The 23,539-nt window shown below is 70.7% G+C and carries 19 protein-coding genes; 5 read left to right on the top strand and 14 right to left on the bottom strand.

Features of this window, described 5'->3' with window-relative positions:
* Positions 1-27 precede the first annotated feature (27 nt).
* Positions 28-2,121 (top strand): S9 family peptidase, encoded by a 2,094-nt coding sequence (locus M4D53_RS09730; RefSeq protein ID WP_259953726.1) that lies wholly within the window; start codon positions 28-30, stop codon positions 2,119-2,121.
* A gap of 285 nt (positions 2,122-2,406) precedes the next feature.
* Positions 2,407-3,270 (top strand): DUF559 domain-containing protein, encoded by an 864-nt coding sequence (locus M4D53_RS09725; protein ID WP_259953724.1) that lies wholly within the window; start codon positions 2,407-2,409, stop codon positions 3,268-3,270.
* Between the two features lie 197 nt (positions 3,271-3,467).
* Here the strand turns inward: M4D53_RS09725 and M4D53_RS09720 are convergent, their stop codons facing one another.
* The 6 genes from M4D53_RS09720 to truB form a co-directional block, all read right to left on the bottom strand.
* Positions 3,468-4,496 carry a 6-phosphofructokinase gene (locus tag M4D53_RS09720; RefSeq protein WP_187663854.1) on the bottom strand — a complete coding sequence of 343 codons (1,029 nt, stop codon included), beginning with the start codon at positions 4,494-4,496 and terminating at the stop codon, positions 3,468-3,470.
* A gap of 204 nt (positions 4,497-4,700) precedes the next feature.
* A complete protein-coding gene (locus M4D53_RS09715) occupies positions 4,701-6,845 on the bottom strand; it encodes a DEAD/DEAH box helicase (RefSeq protein ID WP_187663853.1) in 2,145 nt (714 codons plus the stop codon).
* A gap of 201 nt (positions 6,846-7,046) precedes the next feature.
* Positions 7,047-7,997 carry a bifunctional riboflavin kinase/FAD synthetase gene (locus M4D53_RS09710; RefSeq protein ID WP_187663852.1) on the bottom strand — a complete coding sequence of 317 codons (951 nt, stop codon included), beginning with the start codon at positions 7,995-7,997 and terminating at the stop codon, positions 7,047-7,049.
* Positions 7,994-8,431 carry a hypothetical protein gene (locus tag M4D53_RS09705; RefSeq protein WP_232089220.1) on the bottom strand — a complete coding sequence of 146 codons (438 nt, stop codon included), beginning with the start codon at positions 8,429-8,431 and terminating at the stop codon, positions 7,994-7,996. The genes M4D53_RS09710 and M4D53_RS09705 overlap by 4 nt, the downstream gene beginning before the upstream one ends.
* Before the next feature lie 56 nt (positions 8,432-8,487).
* Positions 8,488-8,856: a hypothetical protein gene (locus M4D53_RS09700; protein WP_187663851.1), complete on the bottom strand. Its 369-nt coding sequence runs from the start codon at positions 8,854-8,856 to the stop codon at positions 8,488-8,490.
* A complete protein-coding gene (gene truB, locus M4D53_RS09695; RefSeq protein ID WP_187663850.1) occupies positions 8,853-9,746 on the bottom strand; it encodes a tRNA pseudouridine(55) synthase TruB in 894 nt (297 codons plus the stop codon). Before truB ends, M4D53_RS09700 begins: the two co-directional genes overlap by 4 nt.
* Positions 9,747-9,798: 52 nt before the next feature.
* Here truB and M4D53_RS09690 point away from each other — a divergent pair, with 52 nt between their 5' ends.
* Positions 9,799-10,695 carry an iron-sulfur binding domain-containing protein gene (locus tag M4D53_RS09690; protein WP_187663849.1) on the top strand — a complete coding sequence of 299 codons (897 nt, stop codon included), beginning with the start codon at positions 9,799-9,801 and terminating at the stop codon, positions 10,693-10,695.
* Positions 10,696-10,702: 7 nt separating this feature from the next.
* Here the strand turns inward: M4D53_RS09690 and M4D53_RS09685 are convergent, their stop codons facing one another.
* The 6 genes from M4D53_RS09685 to M4D53_RS09660 all read right to left on the bottom strand — a co-directional run bounded on the left by M4D53_RS09685 (position 10,703) and on the right by M4D53_RS09660 (position 18,800).
* On the bottom strand, positions 10,703-12,709 hold the full coding sequence (locus M4D53_RS09685; RefSeq protein ID WP_259953708.1) for a helix-turn-helix domain-containing protein: 2,007 nt from the start codon (positions 12,707-12,709) through the stop codon (positions 10,703-10,705).
* 208 nt (positions 12,710-12,917) lie between these two features.
* On the bottom strand, positions 12,918-13,343 hold the full coding sequence (rbfA, locus tag M4D53_RS09680; RefSeq protein ID WP_187663847.1) for a 30S ribosome-binding factor RbfA: 426 nt from the start codon (positions 13,341-13,343) through the stop codon (positions 12,918-12,920).
* Positions 13,344-13,448: 105 nt separating this feature from the next.
* Positions 13,449-16,178 carry a translation initiation factor IF-2 gene (gene infB / locus M4D53_RS09675; protein WP_187663846.1) on the bottom strand — a complete coding sequence of 910 codons (2,730 nt, stop codon included), beginning with the start codon at positions 16,176-16,178 and terminating at the stop codon, positions 13,449-13,451.
* A gap of 94 nt (positions 16,179-16,272) precedes the next feature.
* A complete protein-coding gene (locus M4D53_RS09670) occupies positions 16,273-16,527 on the bottom strand; it encodes a YlxR family protein (RefSeq protein WP_083391685.1) in 255 nt (84 codons plus the stop codon).
* A 62-nt stretch (positions 16,528-16,589) separates the two neighbouring features.
* Positions 16,590-17,573: a transcription termination factor NusA gene (gene nusA, locus M4D53_RS09665; RefSeq protein ID WP_187663844.1), complete on the bottom strand. Its 984-nt coding sequence runs from the start codon at positions 17,571-17,573 to the stop codon at positions 16,590-16,592.
* Positions 17,574-17,759: 186 nt separating this feature from the next.
* Positions 17,760-18,800 (bottom strand): LOG family protein, encoded by a 1,041-nt coding sequence (locus tag M4D53_RS09660; RefSeq protein ID WP_259953705.1) that lies wholly within the window; start codon positions 18,798-18,800, stop codon positions 17,760-17,762.
* Between the two features lie 134 nt (positions 18,801-18,934).
* Between M4D53_RS09660 and M4D53_RS09655 the strand changes: the two genes are divergently transcribed.
* Positions 18,935-19,438 (top strand): pyridoxamine 5'-phosphate oxidase family protein, encoded by a 504-nt coding sequence (locus M4D53_RS09655; protein ID WP_187663842.1) that lies wholly within the window; start codon positions 18,935-18,937, stop codon positions 19,436-19,438.
* Between the two features lie 22 nt (positions 19,439-19,460).
* Here the strand turns inward: M4D53_RS09655 and M4D53_RS09650 are convergent, their stop codons facing one another.
* Both M4D53_RS09650 and M4D53_RS09645 read right to left on the bottom strand, forming a co-directional pair.
* A complete protein-coding gene (locus M4D53_RS09650; RefSeq protein WP_187663841.1) occupies positions 19,461-21,221 on the bottom strand; it encodes a proline--tRNA ligase in 1,761 nt (586 codons plus the stop codon).
* Between the two features lie 39 nt (positions 21,222-21,260).
* Positions 21,261-22,031 carry an isocitrate lyase/PEP mutase family protein gene (locus M4D53_RS09645; protein ID WP_187663840.1) on the bottom strand — a complete coding sequence of 257 codons (771 nt, stop codon included), beginning with the start codon at positions 22,029-22,031 and terminating at the stop codon, positions 21,261-21,263.
* Positions 22,032-22,109: 78 nt separating this feature from the next.
* Here M4D53_RS09645 and M4D53_RS09640 point away from each other — a divergent pair, with 78 nt between their 5' ends.
* Positions 22,110-23,525 carry an RNB domain-containing ribonuclease gene (locus M4D53_RS09640; RefSeq protein ID WP_259953704.1) on the top strand — a complete coding sequence of 472 codons (1,416 nt, stop codon included), beginning with the start codon at positions 22,110-22,112 and terminating at the stop codon, positions 23,523-23,525.
* Positions 23,526-23,539: the final 14 nt, after the last annotated feature.

The raw sequence follows: 23,539 nt of genomic DNA, 5'->3' as shown, positions 1-23,539 counted from the left end.
CAACTCGACCTGGGATAGCGTGGGACGGTGACTGACGCCCCGATCGCCGCCCGCCGTTCCACCCTCCGCACGCATCACGGCGACACGGTCGACGACCCGTACGAGTGGCTGCGCGCCAAGGACTCCCCCGAGGTCATCGCACACCTGGAGGCGGAGAACGCGCACACCGAGGCCGAGACCGCGCACCTCGCCGCGCTCCGCGAGACGCTGTTCCAGGAGATCAAGGGACGGGTTCAGGAGACCGACCTCTCGGTGCCGACACGGCGTGGAGACTGGTGGTACTACAGCCGCACCGAGGAAGGCGCGCAGTACGGCATCCACTGTCGCGCCGCCGCCGTCGAAGGCGATTGGACGCCGCCGCGTCTCGAGCCGGGGGTGCCCGTGCCCGGCGAGGTGGTGCTGCTGGACGGCAACGTCGAGGCCGAAGGGCACGAGTTCTTCTCGCTCGGCGCGTTCGACACCTCCGATGATGCGACGAAGCTGCTGTGGTCGACGGACTTCGAGGGCGACGAGCTCTACACGGTCCGCGTGCGGGACCTGCAGACGGGCGTCACGCTGGACGACGAGATCCCGAACACCGGCGGCGCGTTCTTCACCCCGGACGGCACCGGCATCCTCTACACGACCCGCGACGATGCGTGGCGCCCCGACACCCTGTGGCTGCACCGGCTCGGGACCCCGGTGTCGGACGACATCACGCTCTTCCACGAGCCCGACGAGAAGTTCTGGCTCGGCGCCGGGATCACGCGGAGCCGGCGCTACCTCGTGATCGGTGTGGGCTCCAGCATCACGAGCGAGGAGTACCTCGTCGACCTCGCCGGCGACATCACGGCGGAGCCGCGCACGGTGTGGCCGCGGCGCGAAGGCGTGGAGTACTCGCTCGAGCACGCGGTGGTGGACGGTGAGGACCGGCTCCTCATCCTGCACAACGACGACGCCCTGGACTTCGAACTCGTCTCCGTAGCGGCGGACGACCCGCAGGGCGAGCGCCGCGTCGTCGTCGCCCATCAGCCAGGACGGCGACTGCTCGGAGTGGACGCCTTCCGCGACTTCGCCACGGTGGAGTATCGCAGCGAGGGCCTCGAGCGCGTGGGCCTCCTGGACTACGCGACCGACACGGTGGAGGAGCTGCGGTTCGACGAGCCCCTCTACTCCGCGGGGGTCAGCGGCAACCCGGAGTGGCACTCCCCCTTCCTGCGACTCGGGTACACGTCGTTCGTCACGCCGGGTACGGTGTACGAGCTCGACCTCGCGACGCGGGAACTCGTGTTGCGCAAGCAGGTGACGGTGCTCGGCGGCTACGACCCCGCCGACTACGGACAGCGTCGGGAGTGGGCCACCGCGGAGGACGGCACCCGCGTGCCGATCTCCCTCGTGTGGAAGCGCTCCTTCGGCGAGCCCGGTGCGACCACGCGTCCCGTCCACCTCTACGGCTACGGCTCGTACGAGCACTCCATCGACCCGGGCTTCTCGGTCGCACGGCTCTCGGAGCTGGACCGCGGAGTCGTCTTCGCCGTGGCGCATGTGCGCGGAGGCGGCGAGATGGGTCGGCAGTGGTACGAAGACGGCAAGCTCCTGCACAAGCGGAACACCTTCACGGACTTCGTCGCCTGCGCCCGGCACCTCGTCGACGAGGGGACGACCACCCCGGCCCAGCTCGTCGCGGAGGGCGGCAGTGCCGGGGGTCTGCTGATGGGCGCGGTCGCCAACCTCGCCCCGGAGCTCTTCGCCGGCATCCTCGCGGGTGTGCCGTTCGTCGACGCGCTGACGACGATCCTCGACCCGTCGCTCCCCCTCACCGTGATCGAGTGGGACGAATGGGGCGACCCGCTGCACGACCCCGAGGTCTACGCGTACATGAAGTCGTACACGCCGTACGAGAACGTGCGCGACGGCGTGGAGTATCCGCGGATCCTCGCGGTGACCTCGCTGAACGACACCCGGGTGCTCTACGTGGAGCCGGCGAAGTGGGTCGCCCGACTGCGGGAGGCCGGCGCGAAGGACGTGCTGCTGAAGTGCGAGATGGTCGCGGGGCACGGGGGCGTGAGCGGACGGTACAACTCCTGGCGCGAGCGGGCGTTCGAGATCGCCTGGCTCCTCGACACCCTCCACCTCGCCTGACCCGCGACATCAGGCGCTCGCGCGGCATCAGGCGCCTGCGCGCTGACCTGGCCTGAACTCGCGCGCACGCCTGTGCTGGCGGGGAGCGACGCCGGCACAGGCATCGACGCGGAGTCAGGCACGCGCGAGGCGTCAGGCGCCCATGCCTGTCCTGGCCTGAACTCGCGTGAAGGCCTGTGCTCACGACCGAGCACTGCTCCTGCACAGGCGGAGAGTTCCGGGAAGCGCCTCCCCATCCGCGGTGGCGTGGTGAAGCGCGGCAGCGAAAGCCCGCAGGGTGGAGGGGTGACACGCACACGGGTGGAGAGCTGGGTCCGGGAGCAGGGAGGATCCGCGCATTCGTCGCGCGTGCGCGAGGCGGGCTTCACCGAGTACCAGATGCGTCGGGCGGTGCGGGAAGGGACGCTCGAGCGCGTGCGCCGGTCGTGGCTGCTCGTCCCTGAGGTCGATCCACGGTGCAGGGCCGCAGCATCCGTGGGCGGAAGGGTCACCTGCGTGAGCGCGGCGGCCCTCGCCGGATGGTGGGATGTCGGGGCCGCGGAGGTGCACGTCGCCCTCCCCCGCACCGCCTCTCGATTCGATCGCGTCGGCGTCCAGGTGCACTGCGCACAGGGGCCCGTTCCGGTGCATCCGCGGGCGGCGGTCGATCCCGTCCTAGGCGTCCTGTTCCAGGTCGCGCGATGCCGGCCGTTGATCGAGGCCCGCGCGATCTGGGAGTCCGCCGTCCGCCATGGGGCCGTGGAACTGGACACCCTCGCACGCGTCCGGTGGCGGTGCGATGCCGCGAACCGCCTCGCTCGAACCGTCCGCGGCCGGTCGGACTCCCGTCCCGAGACGGTCTTCGTCGAACGGATGCGCGCGGTCGGCATCGACGTGCGACAGCAGGTGTGGGTGGACGGCCATCCGCTCGACGGCGTCATCGGCGAGCGTCTTGCCATCCAGATCGACGGCTTCCGCCACCACAGCGCCGCGGGCGACCGGCGGCGCGACCTCGCTGCTGACGCAAGGCTCGCACTCCGCGGCTACACGGTCCTCCGCTTCGACTATCACCAGGTCATGGTCGACGACCGTCATGTCGAGGACACCGTCCTGGCCGCGCTCGCGCAGGGGCTCCATCGCGCAGACCATCGAGCGACGGGTCGCGGGTAGCTAACCGAACACAAGCACAGGCCCTCACGGGAGTTCAGGCGAGAAAGACAGCACGATGCCTGAAGCCACGCGAGAGCCTGACACGGCGTGAGGTCGTGAGAACAGGCGGCCACGCGGACACAGGCCCTCACGCAAGTTCAGGCAAGAAAGACAGCAAGACGCCTGAAGCGGCGCGAGAGCCTGAAGCCGGGCGGAGGTCAGCCGAAGAGGGCGGCGGCCTCGTCGTAGCGGTAGCGCGGCACCGTGTTCAGCTCGCCGAGAGCATCGGCGAACGGGACGCGGACGATGTCGGTGCCCTGCATCGCGACCATCTGCCCCCAGGCGCCGTCAACGATGGCGTCTGCGGCGTGCAGGCCGAGGCGGGTCGCGAGGACGCGGTCGAACGCCGACGGCGAGCCGCCGCGCTGGATGTGGCCGAGGATCGTGGCGCGGGTCTCGATGCCCGTGATCCGCTCGATCTCGGGGGCGAGCAGGTCGCCGATGCCGCCGAGCCGCGGTCGGTTGAACGCGTCCAGGCCCTTGTCGCTGTAGGCCTCGTCCATGCCGGCGAGCTTGAAGCCCTCGGAGACGACGACGAGCGGTGCGCGACCGCGATCGTGGGCGCTCGTGACGAGAGCGGTGATCTCGTCCAGCGACATCGGCACCTCGGGGATGCAGATGACGTGGGCCCCGGCGGCCATCCCGGCATGCAGCGCGATCCAGCCGACGTGACGACCCATGACCTCGGCGACCATGCAGCGTTGGTGGGAGTCACCCGTGGTGCGGAGCCGGTCCATGGCGTCCGTGGCGATGTTCACGGCGGTGTCGAAGCCGAAGGAGTAATCCGTGGCCCGGAGGTCGTTGTCGATCGTCTTCGGAACGCCGAGCACCTTGATGCCGTCCTTGGCGAGACGGTCCGCCGCCGCGAGGGTGCCTTCGCCGCCGATCGCGACGATGCCGTCGATCTTGTGGCCGTAGAGCGTCTTCGCGATGTTCTCCGCACCGCCGCGCTCCCCCTCGTACGGGTTGGTGCGGCTGGTGCCGAGGATCGTGCCACCCACCTTGGACAGGCCCTTCACCTCGTGCCGGGTCAGGGGCATGAAGTCGCCCTCGACGACGCCGCGCCATCCGTCGCGGATGCCGACGAACTCGAGGTCGTAGGTCGTGGTGCCCTTGAGCACGATGCCGCGGATGACCGCGTTGAGTCCGGGGCAGTCGCCGCCGCTCGTCAGGATGCCGATTTTCATGCTGCTGCCTTCGGAGGTCGAGGGATGGGGGTGAGGCGACAGTGCCTGCGATCGACACTAGCGCGCCGCCCCCTCGCGTGGCCATTCGAGCGCGTCGAAAACGGGCGATCTTGACGACTGCAACGACCGATGCCACCGAACTTCGCGCCGCGGCAGGAAAATCCGCCCGCAGCGGCGTTAAGAACTCTTGTTCTTGACGCTCGCTCAGCGGCCGCCGAGAGCCTCGCGCAGAAGATGCATCAGCGCGGCCAGCTGCACCGACTCGCTGGCGGTCTCCTCTGTCGCCTCGCCGTCCAGCGCGCGAGCCGCGAGCCCCTGCTTCTGGTCGATGAGCTCCGCGATCTTCGTGTCGATCGTGTGGGCGGCGATGATCCGCCACGCCGTGACGGGCTCGTCCTGTCCGATGCGGTGCACGCGGTCGATGGCCTGCGTCTGCTCGGCCGCGGTCCACGACAGCTCCGCGAGCACGACGTTCGACGCCGCCTGCAGGTTGAGGCCGACGCCGGCCGCCGTGAGCGAGCACACCGCGATGCCGACCTCGGGATCGCCGTTGAAGTCGTCGATGGCCTGCTGCCGTGCTGTGTTCGTCTGGTCACCGCGGATGGACACCGCGCGGATGCCGGCCGAAGCGAAGTGCGCCTCCGCCTGGTCCATGACGTCGATGTGCTTCGCGAAGAACACGACCTTGCCGACCGAACGCTGCAGCTGCGCGGCGTAGTCCGCCGCCAGAAGCGCCTTCGCCTGACCGATGCGGCGCACCATGGTGAAGACGTTGTCTCCCCCGGTGCCGGCCGCCTTCGACTCCTCGAGCTCGTTCTGCGCGACGAGACGGACGATGTCGTCGTCGATCTCGCCCGGGGCGAGGCCGCGGTCGCCGCGTGCCTCGATGATGCGACGGTAACGGGCGGCCAGCCGCTCCCCCAGCTCGCGCTCGGCCTGGCGGATGCTGCGGCCGAACTCGTCGTCGAGCTGCACGGGCAGATCGGCGATCAGCTTGTCGGGCAGATCGGCGGCGACGTCCTTCTTCTTCCGTCGCACGATGCCCATCGAGATCACCGCGTCGCGGGCCTCCGGGTAGAAGGCCTTGTCGGCAGGCGTCAGTCCCGTCGCGTCGAGCTTCTCCATGAGCTCCGGTCCGGGCTTCTCGCCGTTCGTCCAGCCGAGGAAACGCCAGATGGCGTCGAAGTCCTCGACGTCGTTGATGAGCGGGGTACCGGTGAGCGCGAGCATGAGCGGATCGTGCCCCGGCGTGCGCTCGCGCACCTGCGCGGCGAGCGAGAGCACGTTCTGCGAGCGCTGCGACGAGAGGTTCTTGATGAAGTGCGCCTCGTCGACGACCATGCCGCGCAGACCGATCGACGCCAGCCACGACATGTGACGGTCGAGGATCTCGTAGTTCACGATGAACACGTCGGCGAAGGCGTCGATGTCATCGCCGTCGCCCTGGATGACCGTGGCACGACGCTGCGGCGTCCACCGCTCGACCTCGCGCGCCCAGTTCATCTTCACGACGTTGGGCACGACGACGAGCAGCGGATAGGCGCCGGCGACGGAGGCCGCGAGCACCGACTGCGCCGTCTTGCCGAGGCCCGGCTCGTCGGCGAGCAGGAAGCTGCGGTGCCCGGCACGGACGGCCTCGAGGAAGCGCGACTGGTGCACCATGATCTCGCGGCCCTTGGGCGAGAGGTGATCGAACTCGGGGGCCGGGGGAAGCTCCATCGACGCCGCGGCACCGCCCGCACCCGTCTCGAATGCCTTGTACAGCGGCCCCATGAGCTCCCAGCCGTCGAGACGGCGGCGCGGCGTGCTGGCCGGACGCGGCGTCAGGTCGGGCGCCAGGAACGGGTTGGCGAGCTGGCGGGCCTCGACCGACGGCGGGGTGACCTGACGCTCCGCGATGGCCGCGGGCACCACCGACACCTGTACGGGCGCGGGGTCGGCGATGATGAGCTCCTCGGGGGGAAGCTCGGCACCGGACTCGAGCAGCCAGTCGCGACGCATCCGCTTGGCGACCGGCGAGGTGGCCTGGTCGGCCTCGAGCAGCTGGATGAGCGAGGTGTCCCGAGCGGCCGTCTTCGCGAGGATCGTCGCGACGCCGTCGAGCCGCTTGAGCAGCTCGGCGCGGGCCGCATCGGTGATCTCGGTGTCGGCCTTGACCCTGGCGCGCTCCTCGCGCACCAGGAACGCGATCACCTGGAACTTCGTGCGGTTCGTGGGGCCCAGCTTGCCGCGCTGGGACTTCGCCTCGATCTCGCGCACCTTGCGCGCGAGGATCGGGATGAGGGGTGCCTCGTCATCGCGACGGGACGTCTTCTTGCGCCGCGGGGCGGCGGTTGCCGTGGTCGGCATGCTCCTCCTGAGCCTGAAGGGCTCCGGCTCCCTCAGGGAGCCGTGAGCCGTTCTCGTCGTCCGCGTGTGGCGTGAGCCAGGACCGTGCGGACTGTGGATCGGTGTTCCCGCCGGAGCACGCGATACGTGCGGGACCGGTGGGAGCCTGATGCCATTCTATGCCATCCCGGCCCCCGGCCGCGGAAGCAGGGTGCCGCCGTGTTACACGGGTTCGTCGAGGATGGCCGCGGCCTGCGCGACGTCGGCGGCCATCTGCGTCATCAGCTTCTCGATGCCCTCGAACGCGACCATGCCGCGCAGCCGCTCGACGAACTCGACCGTCACGTCATGACCGTAGAGGTCGAGACCGGTCTCCCCCAGCACATGGGCCTCGACCTGACGCACGAGCACGTCGTCGAAGGTGGGGTTCGTTCCCACCGAGATCGCCGACGGATGCCGGATCCCCGTGTCGTGGTCGACGAGCCATCCGGCGTAGACGCCGTCGGCGGGCACGAACGCGTCGACGATCGTGGAGAGGTTCGCGGTCGGGAAGCCGAGCTCGCGTCCGCGCTTCAGGCCGTGGACCACGACGCCGCGCACGTCGGGATACCGTCCGAGCGCGCGAGTGGCCTCGGCGACATCCCCCGCCATCAACAGCTCGCGGATCCAGCTCGACGAGACCCGTCTGCTGGAACCCGGAAGGTAGACGTCGTCCACGACCTCGACCGAGAAGCCGTAGCGGGGGCCGAGTGCGCGCAGCAGCTCGGGCGTTCCTGCACCCCGGTGCCCGAAGCGGAAGTCGGCACCGACGAGCACGGTGGACACGTGCAGCGCGCCGACGAGGATGTCGACGACGAAGTCCTCGGCGCTGCGGGCGGCGAGCGTCTCGTCGAACGTGAGCACGAGCGTCGCGTCGAGTCCGAGCTCGCTGAGGAGTTCCAGCTTGCGGTCGACGGTCACGACGTTCTCGGGGCACCGGTCCGGACGGATCACGGCGAGCGGGTTGCGGTCGAACGTCACCGCGACGGCACGGCTCCCCGAGGCCGCGGCGGCCTCCTCCAGACGGCGGATGACCGCCCGGTGCCCCTCGTGCACGCCGTCGAACTTCCCGATGGCGACGGCGCTGGGGCCGTAGCCGTCCGGGACCTCGTCCGGATTCCGGAACACGATCACGCGGCGACCTCGACCGGACGCGCGGCCTCGACGGGCCGGTGCGTGCGGAGCCACCAGATCCCGAAGACCGGGAGGACGAGAGGGATGAAGAGGTAACCGCGCCCGAACAGCGACCACACGGTCTCGTGCTGGAAGAGCTCGGGGAGGACGAGGCTGAGGACGCCGACGACCAGGACGCCGGTGAGCTCGAACACGATCGCGACCCACGCGACGGTGTACCAGCCCCGACGCCGCGCGAAGACGAGTGCGAGCGTCGCCAGGACGTACACGACCGCGGCGAGCGCAGACAGCGTGTAGGCCAGCGGGGCCTCGTCGAATCGACGGACGATCTGCACGAAGCTGCGCCCGGTGGCCGCCAGCGCCATCACGGCGTAGACGATCACCAGGACACGACCGATACCGGTCATCCGGGTGGAGGGGGCGGTGGAGCTCATAGCGCATTCCATCCTAGAGCCGGGTGAGCCGCCCGGCGTCCGCTCCCGGCCCGCGCTCAGGCGACCTGGATCGTCCAGATGACCTGCATGCGCCACAGCATGATCGCGATAGCGAGGGCGGCCACGCCGAGAACGACAGTGCTCCACCGGCTGCGCTCCATGAGGGCCCAGAGCACCGCACCGATCGGGAGCAGAGCCGCCGAGACGAGATACACCCAGAACTCCAGCAGGTCCCCGGTCGGCGGATTCCCCGCGAGGGGCGCGACGATGGCGACCACGACCTGCACGAGCAGCAGCAGCTCGACGAGCGCGAGTGCGCCCACCGAGAAGTCGCTGGGGCGCCGACCGGCGAACCCGGCACCGAGGCAGAAGAGCCCGGCGGCGACGGCGACGACGATCTCCACGATCGTGAACCACAGGATCATCGGGAGACCTCCGGCATGTTCATGGCACTCTTCACATCGGCGCCGCGCTTCTCGACGATCCCCACCAGCGCGCCGTCGTCCTCGATGGCCGCGGCGAGCGGACCGTCCAGGCGCACCGCCTGCCCCGCCAGACGCTTGCCGTGGCGCAGATCGCGGGCCTCGTCCGCCGTGACGGGGAGTACGGGGAGCACGCGAGCGGCGGCCTCGCCGGGGGTGAGCACGGGAGCGGTGTCGAGCGCGTCGATCGACACCGCGTCGCGCACGTCGAACGGGCCGACGCGGGTGCGGCGGAGCGCCGTCAGGTGACCGCCGACGCCGAGGGCAGCGCCCAGGTCGCGGGCGAGCGAGCGGATGTAGGTGCCGGACGAGCAGTCCACCACGACATCGAGGTCGAGGGCGTGGTCGTCGCGGCGACGGGCGAGGACATCGAACCGGGAGACGACGACCTCCCGCGGCTCGAGGACGACCTCCTCCCCCGCACGGACCCGGTCGTACGCGCGACGACCGTCGACCTTGATCGCCGACACCGCGCTCGGGACCTGGGAGATCGCGCCCGTCAGCGCGGCCACCCCGGCATCGATCGCCGCGTCTTCGACAGCGACGAGGGCGGCGGGGTCCGCAGTGTGGAGGATCTCGCCCTCCGCGTCATCCGTGGAGGTGACGGCACCGAGCCGGATGGTCGCCTCGTAGGTCTTGTCGGCGCCCACGATGTACGTGAGGAGGCGGGTCGCACCCTCGATGCCGATGACGAGCAGCCCCGTCGCCATCGGGTCGAGAGTCCCGGCGTGGCCGACCTTGCGGGTCCCGAAGGCCCGTCGGGTGCGGGCGACCACGTCGTGACTGGTCAGCCCGCCGGGCTTGTCGACGAGGAGGATACCGGGGGTCGCCATCCCTCCAGCCTACCGAGGCCGAGAGCGGCGACCGCTCGCCTAGGCTGGAGGGATGGCCGCGCCCGCACCGTCCCCTGCGACGTTGACGCCCCTGCTCGGCTGGTACGCCGAGGCGGCACGCGACCTCCCGTGGCGCCGGCCGGACTTCCATGCGACGTTCGGCGCCTGGGGCGTCCTGGTGAGTGAGTTCATGCTGCAGCAGACGCCCGTGACCCGGGTGATCCCGCATCTCGACGCGTGGCTGACACGGTGGCCCACGCCCCGCGCGATGGCGACAGCGTCCACGGCGGACGTCGTGCACCAGTGGGCGAACCTCGGCTATCCGCGGCGGGCCCTGTGGCTGCACCGGGCCGCCATCGAGGTGGTCGAACGGCACGGAGGCGTCGTGCCGCGCGACGTCGACGCCCTCCTCGCCCTCTCCGGCATCGGCGACTACACCGCCCGTGCCGTGGCCGTCTTCGCGTACGGCGACCGACATCCCGTCGTCGACACCAATACACGGCGCGTCCTGGCACGAGCCGTCGATGGACGGGCGCAGCCGGGGCCACCATCCCGCCGCGACCTCGCTCTCATGTCCTCCCTGCTTCCCGAGGGGGTGACTGAGGCGAGCGTCCTCAACGCCGCGGCGATGGAACTCGGCGCGACGATCTGCACGTCGCGCGCGCCCCGGTGCGAGCGCTGCCCGCTGGCTGACACCTGCGCGTGGCTCGCAGCCGGCCGACCCGATACCGGAGACGAGCGACGGCGACAGGCCACGTTCGAGGGGTCGGACCGCCAGGCCCGCGGCGCCGTGCTCCGGCTCCTGCGCGATGCGGCCCCCGAGCCGGTTCCGCTCACGGCGGTCCTCCCGGCATGGCCCGACCTGCATCAGCGGGATCGGGCGATCGATTCCCTGATCGCAGACGGACTCGCGGAAGCGGACGGGAAGGGACTCTCGCTGCCGCGGTGAGCGCTGCTCAGAGGTACTGCTCGGTCCGGTGCGCCAACACGGTCAGCTCGACACGATTGCGCACGTGCAGCTTCGCGAACACGCGTCCGAGATGCACCTCGACCGTCCGGATCGACACCGACAGGCGCTCCGCGATCGCGCGGTTCCCCGTCCCTTCGACGGCGAGCATCGCGACCTCCAGCTCCCGCGACGTCAGCCGCTGCGCCCAGGCGCTCCGGCACACGGGGAGATGCGCGCCGCCCGTGACATGCGGGTCGGTCTCCAGCCGCTGCAGACGCCGGCGGACGGCACGCCCCCACGCGCTCGCCCCGGCGGCCTCGAACAGTATCTCGGCCTGCGCGAGGTGACTGCGGGCCTCGATCGGATCCCCGTGCAGCCCGGACCTGACCCCCAACAGCGTCTCGACACGGCCGCGGGCGAAGGGCGACCGAAGCCGTCGTGCCGCCTCTCGCAGGGTCTCCTGCTCCGTGCGCCAGGCACCGTCGCCGGACGCCGCGACGGCGTGACGCAGGGCGTCGGCGAACTCCGTCTCCGGTGGGCGCACCGCCGGTGACGCCCGTCCGGCCTCGGGGACGAGCACGACCTCCTCCACCCCCGGCACCGCGAAGCGCGCCTGCGGCTCCCCGCGATCCCGCCACAGCCCGATCGCACCGGCGGCCGCCTCGAAGGAGCCGTTCAGGAACGCCTCGACAGCGCGGTCCACCAGTACGTCCATGTCTGCGGCCGGAGGGAGCACGGCGGTGAGAGCCCTGGCGATCGGGCTGAAAGCGCCGAGGACCGCGAGATCGAGCCGCCGCGCCAGCACCACGCCGAGTCCCGCGAACGGGATCGCAACGGGGAGCTCGACCGCTGCCCGCCGCAGCAGCAGCCTGGCGCGACCGATGTCTCCCCGCCAGACCAGAAGCAGCACCTCGGTGACGATCCGGTAGGCCCGGCCCAGTGGGCTGTGCTCGAAACCGGGGTTCATCGGATCGCGCTCCCCCACCCCGGGGAGATCCGCGGTCTGCAGCAGCCGCAGGCCCTCGTCGATGTCGCCGCCGCACGCGGCGAACAGCGCCCCCGACACGGCGCCCAGCAGCCCGCCGGCTCCTGGCACGTCACCCGTGACGACCTCCCCGGCGAGGAGGCCGCACAGCGACTCGACCGCGTCCCGCAGGACGCCGTCCCCGCCGACGCGCGAGGCACCGTCACGGACATCGGCGAGCCAGCGGCGCCCCGCCCTGCGGTCACCGCGCTCCGCGCACAGGATCGCCAGGAGCGCCGCGGACCGCGCCCAGGAGTCGCCGTCCGCCGTACGCAGCGGAGCGAGCCGCTGCGGATCGACGGCCGGCACCGCTCCGTACCGGAACGTGCGGGCGACGAGGAACGGTCCGAGCGCTCGCCCCCGACGGTGCTCGGCGGCACCGCAGACGAGGCTTCCCAACCATTCTTCGGCATCCGCCGCATGACCGCATGCGAGCGCCGCGCACCCGGCGAGCACTCGCGCTTCCTCGCCGATGTCGCCGGCCGCGTGCTTCGCGGCCTCGGCGGCGAGCAGCAGCACGCGTTCCGTGCGTCCCTCTGCGGCCGCGGCGCGGGCACCCGCCGTCAACGCCGCCGCGGACAGACGATCGCGGGCGGCGCCTCCACGGGCGCGATGCCAGGCCGCAGCCACCCGATCTCGCCGCCGGACGGCGACCGCGGCGAGGCGCGCGTGAGTATACGCGACCTCAGCCGCCGACGCGGTCGCGTGCACTCGCGTCTCCATCCGGGGATCGGCGAACCGGACGCGTCCCGCGTGGATCACCAGGTAAGGCGAGGCGCCGCTCGCCCGCACCTCCTCCACGCCGCGCCCGTCCACCGCGAGAACCGGATAGAGGTCATCCTCGAACGCCAACGCCACGGTGAGCAGCAGCAGCCGGTCCGGGGTCGACAGCATGCCGAGAGGGACGGCATCGGCGGCGGACGGCAGCGGCCACGGCAGCCGGCCGAGACCTCGCCGCTGCTCCGGTGTGAGGCGGGCCGCCACCGCCATGACGGCAGCCTGATCCTCCGGAAGCGCGGCGACGAGCCGCGCGGCTACGTGCGGGGCACACGCGAGCTCTCGAGCCCGAAGCTCGTCCAGCAGCGCCTCGACGTCGCCGGGCGCGACGGACGACCCCGCAGGCGCGTTCCGAGACTCGATGTCGATCCCCCCAGATCCACCGGTTGTCCCGCCGCGGACCTGAGGGTATCAGACGGGATCAGTCCTCGTCGTCGTCCGCACGGTAGGGGTCGGCCTCACCGGCGTGGGTCGCGGAAGAGGCCAGCTTGGCGACCTCCGCGTCCCGCTCCTGCGCCTCACGGAGCAGGGCGGTGATGTGATCCGCGTTCTCCGGGAGGGCGTCCGGGATGAACTCGAGCGTGGGGACGAGTCGCGTGCTGAGCTGTCGACCGACCTCGCTGCGCAGCATTCCGGTCGCGGACGTGAGCGCGGCACCGCTGGCGAGGCGCTCCTCTTCCGTACCGAGCACCGTGTAGAACACGGAAGCGTGCTGCAGGTCGCCGCTCACGCGGACGTCGGTGATGGTCACGAAGCCGAGACGCGGGTCGCGCAGCCCCTTCTCCAAGCGCTCGGCGAGGATCACGCGGATGCGATCCGCGAGTCGGGCCTGTCGTTCACCAGCCATTGTTCCTTCTCCCACCTCTGTGCATCGCGGTTCCCAGCGAACCGCGGAGGCGGCTGCCCCCTCCCCCGTCATGGGAGGAGGAGGCAGCCGCCGGAGCCGTGCGGATCAGCCGCGCGGCTTCTCCACCATCTCGGTCGTCTCGATCTCGTCGCCGATCTGGATGTCGTTGTACTTGCCGAGGCCGATACCGGCCTCGTAGTCCGTCCGCACCTCGGTGACGTCGTCCTTGAACCGGCGCAGCGACTCGATGGCGAGGCCATCGGCGATGACGACGCCGTCTCGGATGACACGGGCCTTCGCGTTGCGCGTGATCGTCCCGGACCGCACGATGACACCGGCGATGTTGCCGAACTTCGAGGAGCGGAACACCTCGCGGATCTCGGCGACACCCGACTGGACCTCTTCGTACTCCGGCTTGAGCATGCCCTTGAGCGAGCTCTCGATCTCGTCGATCGCGTTGTAGATGACGGAGTAGAAGCGGATGTCCACGCCCTCACGCTGAGCACGCTCGCGCGCCTTCGTGTCGGGGCGGACGTTGAAGCCCACGATGATCGCGTTGTCGATCGTCGCCAGGTTCACGTCGGACTCGGTGATCGCACCGACACCGCGGTGGATGATGCGCAGCTGCACCGAATCGTCGACCTCGATCTTGAGGAGGGACTCCTCCAGCGCCTCGACGGCACCGGAGACGTCACCCTTGATGATGAGGTTGAGCGACTCGACCTTGCCCTCTTCGAGAGCACGGGTGAAGTCCTCGAGCGAGATGCGCTTGCGGGCCTTGGCCAGCTGGGCGTTGCGCTCGACGGCTTCGCGCTTCTCCGCGATCTGACGCGCCATGCGGTCTTCCTCGGTGACGATGAAGACGTCGCCGGCGCGCGGCACGGAGTTCAGACCCTGCACCTGGACCGGTCGGGACGGCGCAGCCGCCTCGACGACCTCGCCGTTCTCGTCGATCATCGCGCGGACACGGCCGTAGGCGGTGCCCGCCACGATCGCATCGCCGACCCGGAGGGTTCCGGACTGGATCAGCACCGTCGCGACCGAACCGCGGCCCTTGTCGAGCTTCGCCTCGATGGCGACACCGCGAGCGGCCTTGTTCGGGTTGGCAGTGAGGTCGAGTCCCGCGTCGGCGGTGAGCAGCACCGCGTCCAGGAGCTCCTGGATGCCGGTGTTGGCACGGGCCGACACGTCGACGAACATGACGTCGCCGCCGTACTCCTCGGCCACCAGACCGTATTCGGTGAGCTGCTGACGCACCTTGGCCGGGTTGGCCTCCGGCTTGTCGACCTTGTTCACCGCGACCACGATCGGCACGTTCGCCGCCTGGGCGTGGTTCAGCGCCTCGACCGTCTGCGGCATGATGCCGTCGTCGGCCGCGACCACGAGGATCGCGAGGTCGGTGACCTGCGCACCACGGGCACGCATGGCGGTGAACGCCTCGTGACCCGGGGTGTCGATGAACGTGATCGCCCGCTCGATGCCGTCGTGCTCGGTCCAGACCTGGTAAGCACCGATGTGCTGGGTGATGCCGCCGGCCTCACCCTCGATGACGTTGGTCTGACGGATCGCGTCGAGGAGGCGCGTCTTACCGTGGTCGACGTGACCCATGACGGTGACGACCGGGGGACGGATCTCTAGGTCGTCCTCGCTCTCCTCCTCCAGCTCCTTCTCGAGGTCGAGACCGAAGCCCTCGAGGAGCTCCTTGTCCTCGTCCTCGGGCGAGACCATCTGGACCTTGTAGCCCAGCTCCTCACCGAGGACCTCGAACGTGGCCTCATCCAGCGACTCGGTGGCCGTGGCCATCTCGCCGAGGTTGAAGAGGATCGTGACGAGGGTGCCCGGCTGCACCGTGTAGCCGGTCAGGGCCTCGATCTTGTCGGCGAAGTCCGCGATGGACGCACCGCGACGCATGCGGATGATCTCCCCGTTGCCGCGGGTGACGTTGACGCCACCGACGACCGGGGCGCTCCGCATCTCGAACTCTTGCCGCTTCGCCCGCCGCGACTTGCGCTGCTTGCTCTTGCCGCCGCCCTTACCGAAGGCACCGGCGGTACCACCACCGGGACCACGGCCACGGCCACCGCCGCCACCCGGACGACCGGCGAAACCGCCACCGGGACGGGGACCCGCACCGGGACCGCCACCGCCGCCGGGGCGACCGGGACCGCCCGTACGCTGCTGGAACGGAGCACCGGGACGACCACCCTGGCCGCCGCGGGGAGCACCGGGACGCGGCGAGCCGGGACGCGGGGCACCCGGGCGCGGAGCACCGGGGCGCGGCGCCTGCGGACGCGGGATGTTGCCGGGGGTCGGCCGCTGGCCCATCCCCTGCGCCGAGGCGAAGGGGTTGTTGCCGGGACGAGGGCCGGCGGGACGCTGGCCCATGCCCTGAGCGGACGAGAACGGGTTGTTGCCGGGACGGGGCGCGCCGGGCTTCGGCGCGTTGCCGTCACCGGAGGACGGCGCGGCCGGGGCCGGAGCCGCGGGCTTCGCGGGCGCCGACGGTGCCGGAGCCTTCTCCGCCTCGGGGGCGGGCGCCGGTGCCGGGGCGGCCGGAGCCGCAGGACCCGGCTTGGGTCCGGGCTTCGGGCCAGGGGTGGGCGCCGAGGACTTCGGTGCCGGCTTCGCGGCGGGCTTCGCCGCAGCGGGCTCGGACCCGGCCTTGAGGGACGGGTCGGCCTCGATCGCGGCGCGCAGCTTGCGCGCCACCGGGGGCTCGACCGTCGAAGACGGGCTCTTCACGAACTCGCCGAGTTCCTTGAGCTTCGCAAGTGCGACCTTGCTGTCGACGCCGAGTTCGGCGGCGATCTCATGTACGCGTGGTTTACCAGCCACAATTCTCCTGTCTGGGTCGGTCTGCCCAGACAGGGCAGACCACTAGTCGCGGACGGGTCTCATTTCGAGCCGTTCACTTTGTTTCCATAGCTGTTCAGCCTTTGTTTCTTGGTGGGTGCTGTTCGAAGGTCCGTGTGTCCAGCTGAGTGGTCACACGCAGTGCTCTTCCGAAAGCTCGACGCCGCAGAGCGGCTTCCATGCACTCGGGTGTCGGATGCACCCACGCGCCGCGCCCCGGCAGGACAGCACGCTCATCGGGGATGAGGGTGTCGTTCTGGGCAACCACCCTGAGCAGAGTGGAGCGGGGAGCACGCGTGCGGCAACCGACGCACGTTCGTACGGGTTCCATCTTACACCTGCGTTCCGTCCGTCCTCGCCGCCACCGGGCGTGGCGTCGAGGACGGACCGGGATCAGTCGAGGACGCTGTCCGGCTGGATGTCGATCTTCGCACCCGTGAGCTTGGCGGCCAGACGCGCGTTCTGACCCTCCTTGCCGATCGCGAGCGACAGCTGGTAGTCGGGCACGAGGGCGCGGACGGCCTTGGTGCTCGCGTCGAGGACGAACGAGCTCGTGACCTTGGCGGGCGACAGCGCGTGCGCCACGAACGTCGGCAGGTCGGCGTCGTAGTCGACGATGTCGATCTTCTCCCCCGCCAGCTCCTCCGTGACGGCTCGCACACGGCGCCCCATCTCACCGATGCACGCCCCCTTGGCGTTGATCGCCGGGTCGTTGGCCTTCACCGCGATCTTGGTGCGGTGGCCCGCCTCACGCGCGAGCGCGACGATCTCGACGAGTCCGGCGGCGATCTCCGGCACCTCGAGGGCGAAGAGCTTGCGGACGAGGCCGGGGTGCGTGCGCGACACGGTGATCTGCGGACCCTTGAGCCCCTTGGCGACGCTGGTGACGTAGACGCGCAGACGGGACCCGTGCGTGTACTCCTCGCCGGGCACCTGCTCCTCGGGCGGGAGGATCGCCTCGACGGAGCCGAGGTCGACGTGGATCATGCGCGGGTTGGGCCCCTGCTGGATCACGCCGGCGACGATGTCGCCCTCCTTGCCCTTGAACTCGCCGAGGACGGCGTCGTCGGCGATGTCCCGGAGGCGCTGGCTGATGACCTGCTTGGCGGCGAACGCGGCGATGCGCCCGAAGTCGTCGGGCGTCGCCTCCTCTTCGCCGATGATCGCACCCTCGTCGTCGCGGACGACCTGGAGGACGGCGACGTGGCCGGTCTTGCGGTCGAGGTGCACGCGGACGCCCTCCGGCGCGGCGCCCTCGGGCGAGACGTGCTTGGAGTACGCGGTCAGGATCGCCTGCTCGATGATCGCGACGAGCTCGTCGAACGGGATCGCCTTCTCCTTCTCGATCCCTCGCAGCAGACTCAGTTCGATGTCCATGACGGCCTCCCTATTCAGCTCTCGTCGCGCCCGAATGCACGCGCGACATCCGTACCACGATACCGTGTGCCGCGCCCCCGGGCCATCCGGGCCCGGGCACAGGCATTCGCGCGGCAGCAGGCGCCCACCGCGGGAACAGCCTGATTCCGCGTGGGAGCCTGTTGCGTCGTGGGATGCGTCGCGGGGTCAGACCCTCGGCGCGGACGGGAGCGCGTTGAGGGCCCCGATCAGACGGAAGAGATTGCCCACCTGACGCTGATTCAGGTGCAGGGCGAGGCGCGGGAGGTCGAGCCGGTCGTCGTCGGCGACCTCCGGGGACCGCGGAGCCGTGCGCTCGATGCGCCCGGTGGACAGCAGCCCTGCGAAGCCGGCGTTGAGCTCCTCGATCTCGGCGTCTGTCGGCTCGGCCTTGAGGCGCAGCACCAGGGTGTCGCCGACCCACCGCAGCGAATCGTAGTTGCGCCAGAACCCCGTGATCTCGGCGCGAGCCTCCTCCACGGAATCGGTGACGACGACCCGATCGAAGTCACCGGGGGAGATCACCCCCATCGGCGCGAGGTGCTCGTCGACGAAGCGCCGCATGCCCTGCCAGAACGATGCGCCCTTCTCGTCGAGCAGCACGATCGGCGTGGGCTCGGCCTTGCCCGTCTGCTGGAGGGTGAGCAGCTCGAACATCTCATCCAGCGTGCCGAATCCGCCGGGGAGGCAGATGAAGCCGCTCGACTCCTTGATGAGCATGAGCTTGCGGGTGAAGAAGTACTTCATCGCGACGACCTGATCGCTTCCCGCGACCAGGCTGTTCGCCTTCTCCTCGAAGGGGAGACGGATGGAGACACCGAGCGACAGCGCGGGCCCGGCTCCTTCGGCCGCGGCCTGCATGATCCCCGGCCCGGCGCCCGTGACCACCATCCAGCCGTCGCTCGCGAGGGCCGCGGCGACATCACGCGCCTGCAGGTACAGCGGGTCGTCGTGGAGGGTGCGGGCGGACCCGAACACCGTCACCTTCGGCACCCCGCGGAAGGGCGCGAACAGGCGGAACGCGTCCCGCATCTCGGCCAGGGCGGCGGAGGCGATCTTGAGGTCGAGGCGGTCGGTGCCGTCCTCCCCCAGCAGCAGCGCGGTGCGGAGCATCCGCATCACGAGGCGACGGTCCGTGGCCACACCCGCCTCGTCCAGCACACGGTTGATCTCGTCGCTCAGGGCTGCCGGCAGCGGTTCCTCGGTCATGCCCCCAGCGTCCCACGCGGCATCCGGTCGGCGGGACGCAACGCCGAGGGACCGTACCCCGGGGCTCCGGAGCACGGAGAAGGAGCGGTGTCAACACCCGTGCCCGCCGCCGGGGAAGGCGTCACCATGGCGACATGACAGAGATCACCGGTCCCGAAGCCCTCGCCCGCGTCGCCGAACTCGTGGAGGACATCGACTTCACCATGCTCACGACCACCGATCCGGACGGGAACCTCGTCAGCCGCCCCATGTCGACCAGGCAGATGGACGATGCCGGCGCCATCTGGTTCTTCACGGCGGAGGACACCGAGAAGGTCGAGGAGGCCCGTCGTCATCACGACGTGGGGCTGGCCTACTGCGACGCCAAGGGGATGCGCTACGTGTCGGTCGCCGGCACCGCGGAGATCGTCCACGACCGCGCGAAGATGGAGGAGCTCTACTCCCCCTCCCTCGACATCTGGTTCGAGGACGGCCTGGGGACCCCGGGCATCGCGCTGCTCAAGGTCACTCCGGTCGTCGCCGAGTTCTGGGAGCCCGCGAAGGGCAAGGTCGCGATGGCCGCCGGGGCGCTCAAGGCGCTGGTGACCCGAGACACCCCGGACGACGACATCATGAACCACGGCCGCATCACCTGCTGAGCGGCCCGCTCCGAGCGCCGGCTCAGCGCGCGGCGGAGACCCGCTCCACCGCTTCGGCGACCGAGACGGCCTCACGCTCGCCCGTCCGACGGTCCCAGAACTCCACCTGCCCGTCGGCGGCTCCGCGGCCGACGATGACGATCTTCGGGACGCCGACGAGCTCGGCATCGCCGAACTTGACCCCGGGCGACACCTTCGGGCGGTCGTCGTAGAGCACGTCGAGGCCGGCCGCCTCCAGCTGCGCGGACAGGCCCTCCGCGACGTCGAAGGCGACCTGGTCACGGCCGGCGGCGACGACCTGCACGTCGAACGGCGCGACCGAGGCCGGCCAGATGAGGCCCTTGTCGTCGTTGTTGAGCTCGGCGATGATCGCCAGGATCCGCGTCACGCCGATGCCATACGACCCCATGGTGACCGTGACGAGCTTGCCGTTCTCGTTGAGGACCTTCAGGCCGAGCGCCTCCGCGTACTTCCGCCCGAGCTGGAAGACGTGACCGATCTCCATGCCGCGGGCGAGCTCGACCGGACCGGAGCCGTCGGGCGCCGGGTCGCCGGCGCGCACGTTCGCGATCTCCACGATGCCGTCCGCCTCGAAGTCGCGCCCGGCGACGACCGAGTGCGCGTGCTTCTGGTCGATGTTCGCGCCGGTGACCCAGCTCGTGCCCTCGCTCACGCGGGGGTCGACGAGGTAGCGGATGCCCGTGGCGGACTCCTCGCCGAGCACCGCACCCGTAGGCGACCAGGGACCGATGTACCCCTTCACTAGGAGCGGGTTGTTCTCGAAGTCGTCCGCGGTCGCGGTCTCCACCTCGGCAGGGGCGAAGGCCACCTCGGCACGCTTCTCGTCCACCTCGCGGTCGCCGGGGATGCCGACGATCACGAGCTCACGGGTGCCGTCGAGGTGCTTCAGGGCGAGCACGACGTTCTTGAGCGTGTCGGCGGCGGTGTACTCGCCGTCGAGCTCTCGGTTGCAGTGCGCGACGAGAGTCTCGATGGTGGGCGTGTCGGGCGAATCGAAGATCACCGGAGCGCCATCGGCGTCGAACGGGACCGGAGCGGGCACGGGCGTGCTGAAGGCCTCGACGTTGGCCGCGTACCCCCCGGCGCTGCGGACGAAGGTGTCCTCCCCGACGGGCGTCGGGTGCAGGAACTCCTCGCTCCGCGAACCGCCCATCGCGCCGGCGTCGGCCTGCACGATCGCGTACTCGAGGCCCAGCCGCTGGAAGATGCGCTCGTAGGCGTCCCGCTGCGCCTGGTAGCTCACGTCCAGCCCCTCGTCCGAGGCGTCGAAGGAGTAGGCGTCCTTCATCGTGAACTCGCGCCCGCGGAGGAGACCGGCGCGCGGCCGGGCCTCGTCGCGGTACTTGTCCTGGATCTGGAAGATCGTCAGCGGCAGATCCTTGTACGACGAGTACAGGTCCTTCACCAGCAGCGTGAAGGCCTCCTCGTGCGTCGGCGCCAGGAGGTAATCGCCGCCCTTGCGGTCCTGGAGGCGGAACAGCAGGTCGCCGTACTCGTCCCAGCGCCCGGTCGCCTCGTACGCCTCGCGCGGCATCAGTGCGGGGAAGTGCACCTCCTGGGCACCGGCGGCGGCCATCTCCTCGCGGATGACGGTCTCGATCTTCGCCTTGACGCGCAGCCCGAGCGGCAGCCACGCGAAGATGCCTGCTGCCTGCGGTCGGATGTACCCGGCGCGGATCAGCAGCTTGTGACTGGCGACCTCGGCACCGGCAGGATCTTCGCGGAGCGTACGGAGGAAGAAGTTCGAAAGACGAGTGACCACGGCTCAAGTGTAGTGAGCCGCGGTCACCCGCCTCGTCGCTCAGTTGAGGGCCGGCAGTCCCTGCGGCACGACGCCGCCGCGGTAGAGGCTCTCGGCGAGCTCCTGCAGCGCGGTCAGCGCCACCCGCTGCGGCAGCGGACCGTAGGAGATGCGGGCCACGCCGAGCTTCTCGTACTCGGATGCGGCGAGCGCCCCGGGGATTCCGATCACGCTGACCTTGCGCTCCCCGATGCCCTCGACCAGCTGTCGCGTGACGTTCGCATCGAGGATGCCGGGGACGAACACCGCGGTGGCACCGGCGTCGAGGAAGGCGCGGCCGCGCTGGATGGCATCCGCGATGCTCTGCTCCACGGGCCGCGACCCGGCACGCACGAACGCATCGGTGCGGGCGTTCAGGGCGAAGGGCACGCCCTCGGCCTCCGCAGCCTTCACGATGGACTCGACGACGGCGACCGATTCGTCGAGCGGCTTGAGGCGGTCCTCGACGTTCGCGCCGACGACGCCGGCCGCGATCGCGAGGCGGGTGGTCTCCCCGGCGTCCCCGTATCCGTCGTCCAGGTCGGCGGTGACGGGAACGGACACGGCCGCGGCGATCCGTCCGACCATGTCGATCATGACGTCGCGCGGGGTGCCCCCGTCGTCGTAGCCGAACGACGCCGCGATGCCGTGACCGGCGGTCGCGATCGCCGTGGTCTCCGGCAGTGCGGCGACGGCACGCGCGGAGACGACGTCCCACACGTTCACCACGCGGAGGATCTCCGGGGCGTCATAGAGTCCGACGAGGGTCTGGGCCTTGGCAGCAGTGGTCATGTCCCCACGCTAGCGGCCGGTGCGGGCACGCGGGCCGGATGCCCGGGTTCCCTGCGGCGGTCGACCTAGGCTGGCAGCATGCCCCAGCGCCGCTCGCATGTCGCCCCCTCCGCCGCCCAGACCGAGCTCGCCGCGGCGCTCTCGGCCCTTCGGGAGGATCTGGACGCGTCGACGGAGTTCCCCGCCGACGTACTCGCGGAGGCGGAAGCCGCCACGGCGACTCTCCCCGACCTCGACCTCACGGATGTGCCGTTCGCGACCCTCGATCCGGCCGGTGCCCGCGACCTCGACCAGGCGTTCCACCTGGAACGGGACGGCGACGGCTATCGGGTGCGTTACGCGATCGCGGACGTGCCGGGTTTCGTCACCCCCGGTGGTGCCGTGGACGCGGAGGCCCGCCGGCGCGGACAGACCCTGTACGCCGCGGACGGCTCGATCCCGCTGCACCCACCCGTGCTGAGCGAGGACCGTGCCTCCCTGCTCCCCGACGTCGACCGCTCCGCCCTGGTGTGGACGTTCCACCTGGATGCGGCCGGATCCGTGATCGACTTCCGGTTGGAGCGCGCCCTCATCCGTTCCCGGGCCCAGCTCGACTACGCCTCCACCCAGGAGGCGCTCGACCGGGGCGACGGCGGTCACGCGGCCCTGCTGCCGGAGATCGGCTCCCTCCGTCTGGAGCAGGAGCGCCGCCGCGGTGGCGCCAGCCTGAACATGCCGGACGAGGAGGTCGTGCGCACCGACGACGGCTCCTATGCGATCGAGCGCCGCAGCCCGCTGCCCGTCGAGGAGTGGAACGCGCAGCTGTCGCTCATGACGGGGATGGCGGCCGCCGCGCTCATGATCGACGCGGGCGTCGGCATCCTCCGCACGATGCCGGAACCCGACGAGGCGGCCTTCACTGCCTTCCGGCACCAGACGGAGGCACTCGGGCGCCCGTGGACCGACGGCACCTACGGCGAGTACCTCCGGGGCCTCGACCGCTCCGACCCGATGACGCTCCCGGTGCTGGAGGCCGCCGCCTCGCTGTTCCGCGGCGCGGGGTACCTGGTGTTCGACGGCGAACCACCCGCCGACGCCGTGCAGGCCGCGATCGGAGCACCGTACGCGCACGCGACCGCACCCCTGCGCCGACTGGTCGACCGCTGGGTGCTCGCCATCTGCCTCGCCGTGTCGACCGGGCTGCCGGTGCCGGGATGGGTCCGCTCCTCCCTCGGAGAGCTCCCCGCGCTCATGCAGGAATCGGGTCGGCGGGCGTCGCAGTTGGACGCGGACACCGTGAACCGCGTCGAGGCCGCGCTGCTCACTCCGCTTGTCGGACAGACCATCGAGGCCACGGTGATCGAGCTCCGGGGCGAGCGGGCCGCCGTCCAGATCGCGAACCCTGCAGTGACCACGACCGCGCCGGTGGCCCCCGACACCAAGCCCGGCGATGTGGTGCAGGTGCGCGTCGTGCGCGTGGACATCGGGACGGGTGAGATCGAGCTCGCCCTCTGAGCCCGCCGCCGGGG

This window comes from Microbacterium meiriae (assembly GCF_025143875.1).
Lineage (GTDB): Bacteria > Actinomycetota > Actinomycetes > Actinomycetales > Microbacteriaceae > Microbacterium > Microbacterium meiriae.
This window is presented reverse-complemented; position numbering and strand designations above follow the sequence as displayed.